The following is a 4,876-nucleotide window of genomic DNA, read 5'->3' on the forward strand; positions in this document are numbered from 1 at the left end:
CTCGAGCTGGGCCGGCGTCAGCGCGGTGGCGCTGTACCGGTAGGCCTGGCCGCACAGCGATTCGGTGCCGATCAGATCACCCGGCAGCGCCAGCAGCATGAGCTGGCGCGACGGGCCCTGCACGTGGTCGATGCGCACCTGGCCGCTGATGAGGCGCCACAGCGGGCCCTGTTCACCGGCGTTGAAAATGGTTTGGGCCGCGGGGCTGATCAGCACCGGGGCGGAAGGCAGCGTGGTCATGGTTCCTGCTCCTGAAAGACGGCGAGACGGCCAGGCGGGCCGAATGGCCGCTGGCAGACAAAGCACCACCACCGGGGTGGCGCGGCTCATGCGTCAGACAGGGGGACCGCGCGCCGGCCGGGGGCCGGCCGCTCGCCTTGGCGGCGGTGTGGGCACACCGGGCAGCGCCACGGCCAGCGGCGCGGCCAGCGGCACCAGCGGATCGAGCGTCGGGTCGGGCAGGCAGCGGTCCAGCGAAAGACCGCACAGCGCGCAGTGATCGAGCGCGGCCGCGTGCGGCAGGCCGTGCCGCACCGGGCCGCCGCTGCCCGCGTCCGCGGCGGCGACCGCCACCCAGCGAATGCCGCCCGGCCCACAGACCTCGACCCAGGTGCTGCCGGGTGAGGCCGGGTGCGGTGGCCCACCCGCCTCCACCGCCAGCGCCCGCGACAGGGCGGGCGCCAGGGCGGACAGCAGCATCAGCGCCGTCACCCAATGGGCAAGGCGTCGTGCCAGGGTGTGCCAACCGCGACGGTTCATGGCTCAGTCGGACGGGCGGGTGCGGTGACGCGGTCAGTGCCCGTGCGCTGCCGGGGCGCCATGGGCGGCCGGGCCAGCCGCCGGCTGGCGGGTGGCGCTGGCGCTGTTGAGCGGCCGGGCCGGTGCCTGGATCTCCAGCGTCTCGCGCTGGCCGCCCTGGCCCTCGAACACCAGGGTCAGCGGGACTGTGTCGCCTTCCTTGACCTGCCCCTTGAGGTCCAGCAACATCACGTGGTAGCCACCCGGCTTGAGTTCGACCGTCTGGCCAGCCGGCAGCGCGAGACCGGCGGGCATGGCGCGCATCTTCATCACGTCGCGGTCCATGACCATTTCGTGGATCTCGACCACGCCGGCCACCGGCGACTGTGCCGCCACCAGCCGGGTGTCGGCCCGGGCGGTCAGTTGCATGAAGGCGCCGGTGGCCTTTTGCTGGGCCACGGTGGCACGCACCCAGGGGTTGCCGACATCGATGGCCGCACCGCGGGCCGGCTGCGCCCAGGCGCTGGTGACGGAAGCCGCGACGATGAGGCCGGTGGCGATGAGCTGTTTCATGAGAATTCTCCTTGCACAGTGGATAAGAAAAAGAAAGGGAGATCGGGCGGGTTCAGGCCGGCGCTTCGTCGAGCAGGGCACGCACATCGGCCAGGTAGTCGTCAGCGGTCTGCTCGTGCCGCAGGACCACACGGATCCGGCCCTGGCGGTCGAACAGGTAGGACAGCGCGGTGTGGTCCATGGTGTAGCTGCTGCCGGTAGGCACCTTCTGGTAGAAGACCCGGAACGCCTGGGCGGTCCGGGCGATTTCCTCGGGCGTGCCGGTCAGGGCCAGGAACGACGGGTCGAAGGCGGCCATGTACTCGCGCAGCAGCGCCGGGGTATCGCGCTCAGGGTCCACGGTGACGAAGATGACCTGCAGATCGTCGGCGTGCGCGCCCAGTTGCTGGCGCACGGCCGCCGCCCGTGTCAGGGCGGTCGGGCACACGTCGGGGCACTGCACGAAGCCGAAGTACAGCATCACGACGCGGCCCCGGAAATCGGCCAGCGTGCGCCGCTGCCCGTGGGCATCGGTGAGTGAGAAGCCTTGCGCATAGTCGGCGCCGGTGATGTCGATGCCGCGGAAGGCGGTGCCGGGCCGGCTGCACCCCCCCAGACCGGCCAGCGGCAGCAGGGCCGCGCTCAGGGCTGCGGCCAGCACCCGGCGCCGGGCGCCCGATGCGGGAGACGATGCCGGCTGCGCGCCGGCGTACGGTTGAGGCATGAGACCTCCTGAAACGGAACCTGCACGAAGGCCGCCCGCGTCAGGGACGGCCCACCTGGATCGGAGTCAGGAAGCGACGGGGGGCGCGCGCGAGGGGTGCGCCACCCAGGCAAAGGAGGTGGTGGGGGCGCGGTAGAACGCCGGCGGCATGTCGGCCAGGCGTTCGGGCACGGGCAGGGCCACCGGCGCCGGTGGCACGAAGGTGTCGGCGCCACCGTGCAGCGTGCACCACGGGCAGTTCATGGTCGGGGCGTCGTCGCTGGCGGGCGCCGCCGGCGTGCTGCCGTCGGCCGCCGCCGGCCCGCCGGACTGCACCCAGACCATGCCGGTGGTGGTGCACAACTGGACCCAGCCCTCGTCGTCCGAGGCGGCCACCACGGCCTGGGCCATGGCGGGCGCCAGCGCGGCCCAGCCCAGCGCCAGCATGGCCAGCCAGGCGATGAGACGGCGGTGGACGCGGAACAGGGACATGGCGCGATCTTACAGCAGGCGCGCCACGGCCTCGCGCAGCGCGGCCGCCCAGGCCCGCCGTTCGCGGCCATCGCTATGCACGGGCTGGCCGTAGCGCACCACGGCGCGCAGGCCGTCGGCGCGCAGGGTGCGCCACACCGAGGCCAGCAGCGTCGTGTCGCCGACGTACTGCGGCGCATCGCTGCGCGCACCGCTGGCGCCGTCCAGGTAACGCAGCCCCACCGGCAGGGCCGGCGCGTTGCTGACGATGGCGGCCTGCAGCAGGTTGGCGTGAAAGGGCAGCAAGGTGATGCCGTCACCGGTGGTGCCTTCGGGGAACACCGCGACCACCTCACCGGCCTGCAGATGCTCGGCCATGTGGTGCACCACGCGCATGGCATCGCGCCGGCGCTCACGCTCGATCAGGATGGTGCCCGCACCGGTGATCAGCGCGCCCAGCACAGGCCAGTGTCTGACATCCGCCTTGGACACGAAGCGCACCGGGTAGGCGGCGTTGAGCACCAGGATGTCGAGCCAGGAAATGTGGTTGGCCAGCAGCAGCAGCGGCCCGCGCTGCGGCCGCTCGCCCTCGACCGACAGCGACACGCCCATGATGTCGAGCATGCGGCGCGACCACTCGCGCACCAGCAGCGCGCAGGCATCGGGGGTGAGCCGGCCGAACTCGGTGCGGATGATCCACAGGCCGCGCAGCACGTGCGCGAGCGCGCGCAGGGCACGCCAGAGCGCCCGCAGGTGGCTCACCGCCGGGCGCCGGCCTGCCAGGCCACCTGCCCGCCCACCAGGGTGGCGCGCACCGAGACCGGCAGCACATGCCCTTCGAACGGGGTGTGCTTGCCCTGGCTGCGCAGCGCCTCGGGGCGCACCTGCCAGGCGCCGTTGGGGTCGAACACGCACAGGTCGGCCACGCCGCCCTCGATGAGCTGGCCCACGCTGGCCTGCAGGGTGCCCAGCGCGCTGCCGAGCACCTTCAGCGGCCCGGAGGTCAGCACCGACAGCGCCTGCATCAGGCCCAGGCCGTCCTGCTGCGCCCACTGGGCGGCCAGGCCGAGCAGCAGCTCGACCGCGGTGGCACCGGGTTCGGCATCGGCAAAGGGCAGCACCTTGGCGTCGGCGGCCACGGGGTTGTGGTCGGACACCAGCGCGTCGATGGTGCCATCGGCCAGACCGGCACGCAGCGCGTCGCGGTCGCACGGCTGGCGCAGCGGCGGCTGCAGGCGGGTGCGGCTGTCGTAGTAGCCGATGTCGATGTCGCTCAGGTGCAGGTTGTGCACGCTGACGTCACAGGTCACGGGCAGGCCCTCGGCCTTGGCCTGGCGCACCAGCTCCAGGCCGGCGGCACTGCTGATGCGGCACAGGTGCACATGCACGCCGCGATCAGCACCGGACTGGGCACGGTACACGCCGCGCAGCAGCTCGAACAGGGTGTGCAGCGCAATGGTTTCGGCCGCGACGGGAATGCCCGCCAGGCCCATGCGCGTGGCCAGCGCGCCGCTGGCGGCCACGCCCTTGCCGAGCCAGAAGTCCTGCGGACGCAGCCACACGGTGTAGCCGAAGGTGCCGGCGTACTGCAGCGCGCGCAGCAGCACCTGGTGGTTGACGACGGGCACCTCGGCCTGACCGAAGCCGATGCAGCCGGACTCGGTCAGCTCGGCCATTTCGGTCAGCACCTCGCCCTTGAGCCCGCGCGTGAGCGCACCGATGGGGAACACGCGCGCCTGGTGCAGTTTCTCGGCACGGAAGCGCAGCATTTCCACCAGGCCCGGCTCGTCGAGCACGGGGTCGGTGTCGGGCGGGCAGATCAGCGAGGTCACGCCGCCGGCCACGGCCGCCGCCATCTCGCTTTCCAGCATGCCGGCGTGTTCCTGGCCCGGCTCGCGCAGGCGCACCGCCAGGTCCACCAGACCGGGCGCCACCACGCAGCCGCTGGCGTCGATCACGCGGGCGGCATGGAAGTCGGGCGCCACCTTGCCGATGGCGATGATGCGGCCGGCCGCCACGGCGATGTCGGCGATCTCGTCACGCCCGGTGGCGGGGTCCATGACACGGCCGTTCTGGATCAGGATCTTCATGGTGTTTCAGCTCGCTGACCGGCAACCGGTCGTTCGTTCATTTCAAAATCTCGTCGAAAGCGGCCACCAGCTTTTCGCACTCGGCCTGGGTGCCGATGGTGATGCGCAGGTACTGCTCGATGCGCGGCTGGCGGAAGTGCCGCACCAGGACGCGCCGCTCGCGCAGCCCCTGCATCAGCGTGGCCGCGTCGCGCGCGGGATGGCGCGCGAACAGGAAGTTGGCCGACGAGGGCAGGCAGGCAAAGCCACGCTGCGTCAGCGCACCGGTCAGCCATTCGCGCGAGGCGATGATCTGCTGGCGCGTCTGCTCGAAGTGCGCGTG

At 72.1% G+C, this 4,876-nt stretch carries 8 protein-coding genes; all 8 read right to left on the bottom strand.

Annotated elements, in window-relative coordinates; translation table 11 throughout:
- Positions 1–240 (bottom strand): cyclic nucleotide-binding domain-containing protein (locus PHQ87_RS14415; RefSeq protein ID WP_300235800.1); only part of this gene is annotated, 240 nt, incomplete at its 3' end.
- Between the two features lie 93 nt (positions 241–333).
- Positions 334–759, bottom strand: coding sequence for a DUF2946 family protein (locus tag PHQ87_RS14420; RefSeq protein WP_300235803.1), 426 nt, complete (start codon positions 757–759; stop codon positions 334–336).
- A 33-nt stretch (positions 760–792) separates the two neighbouring features.
- Positions 793–1,311, bottom strand: coding sequence for a copper chaperone PCu(A)C (locus PHQ87_RS14425; RefSeq protein ID WP_300235806.1), 519 nt, complete (start codon positions 1,309–1,311; stop codon positions 793–795).
- A 52-nt stretch (positions 1,312–1,363) separates the two neighbouring features.
- The gene (locus PHQ87_RS14430; protein ID WP_300235809.1) at positions 1,364–2,014 is read right to left on the bottom strand and encodes an SCO family protein; all 651 of its coding nucleotides are present in this window, start codon (positions 2,012–2,014) and stop codon (positions 1,364–1,366) included.
- Positions 2,015–2,080: 66 nt separating this feature from the next.
- A complete protein-coding gene (locus tag PHQ87_RS14435) occupies positions 2,081–2,485 on the bottom strand; it encodes a DUF2946 family protein (protein WP_300235812.1) in 405 nt (134 codons plus the stop codon).
- Between the two features lie 9 nt (positions 2,486–2,494).
- The gene (locus PHQ87_RS14440) at positions 2,495–3,226 is read right to left on the bottom strand and encodes a lysophospholipid acyltransferase family protein (protein ID WP_300235816.1); all 732 of its coding nucleotides are present in this window, start codon (positions 3,224–3,226) and stop codon (positions 2,495–2,497) included.
- Positions 3,223–4,554, bottom strand: coding sequence for a dihydroorotase (locus tag PHQ87_RS14445; protein WP_300235818.1), 1,332 nt, complete (start codon positions 4,552–4,554; stop codon positions 3,223–3,225). Before PHQ87_RS14445 ends, PHQ87_RS14440 begins: the two co-directional genes overlap by 4 nt.
- A 37-nt stretch (positions 4,555–4,591) precedes the next feature.
- A partial coding sequence (locus PHQ87_RS14450; protein ID WP_300235820.1) for an aminotransferase class I/II-fold pyridoxal phosphate-dependent enzyme occupies positions 4,592–4,876 on the bottom strand: 285 nt, incomplete at its 5' end.

It is taken from the genome of Hydrogenophaga sp. (assembly GCF_028698005.1).
In the GTDB taxonomy this organism is placed as follows: domain Bacteria; phylum Pseudomonadota; class Gammaproteobacteria; order Burkholderiales; family Burkholderiaceae_C; genus Hydrogenophaga.

Bases quoted from the DNA above. Each gene is read 5' to 3' on its own strand.
- PHQ87_RS14435 (WP_300235812.1), bottom strand. From the start codon at position 2,485: ATGTCCCTGTTCCGCGTCCACCGCCGTCTCATCGCCTGGCTGGCCATG.
- PHQ87_RS14445 (WP_300235818.1), bottom strand. From the start codon at position 4,554: ATGAAGATCCTGATCCAGAACGGCCGTGTCATGGACCCCGCCACCGGG.
- PHQ87_RS14430 (WP_300235809.1), bottom strand. From the start codon at position 2,014: ATGCCTCAACCGTACGCCGGCGCGCAGCCGGCATCGTCTCCCGCATCG.
- PHQ87_RS14425 (WP_300235806.1), bottom strand. From the start codon at position 1,311: ATGAAACAGCTCATCGCCACCGGCCTCATCGTCGCGGCTTCCGTCACC.
- PHQ87_RS14420 (WP_300235803.1), bottom strand. From the start codon at position 759: ATGAACCGTCGCGGTTGGCACACCCTGGCACGACGCCTTGCCCATTGG.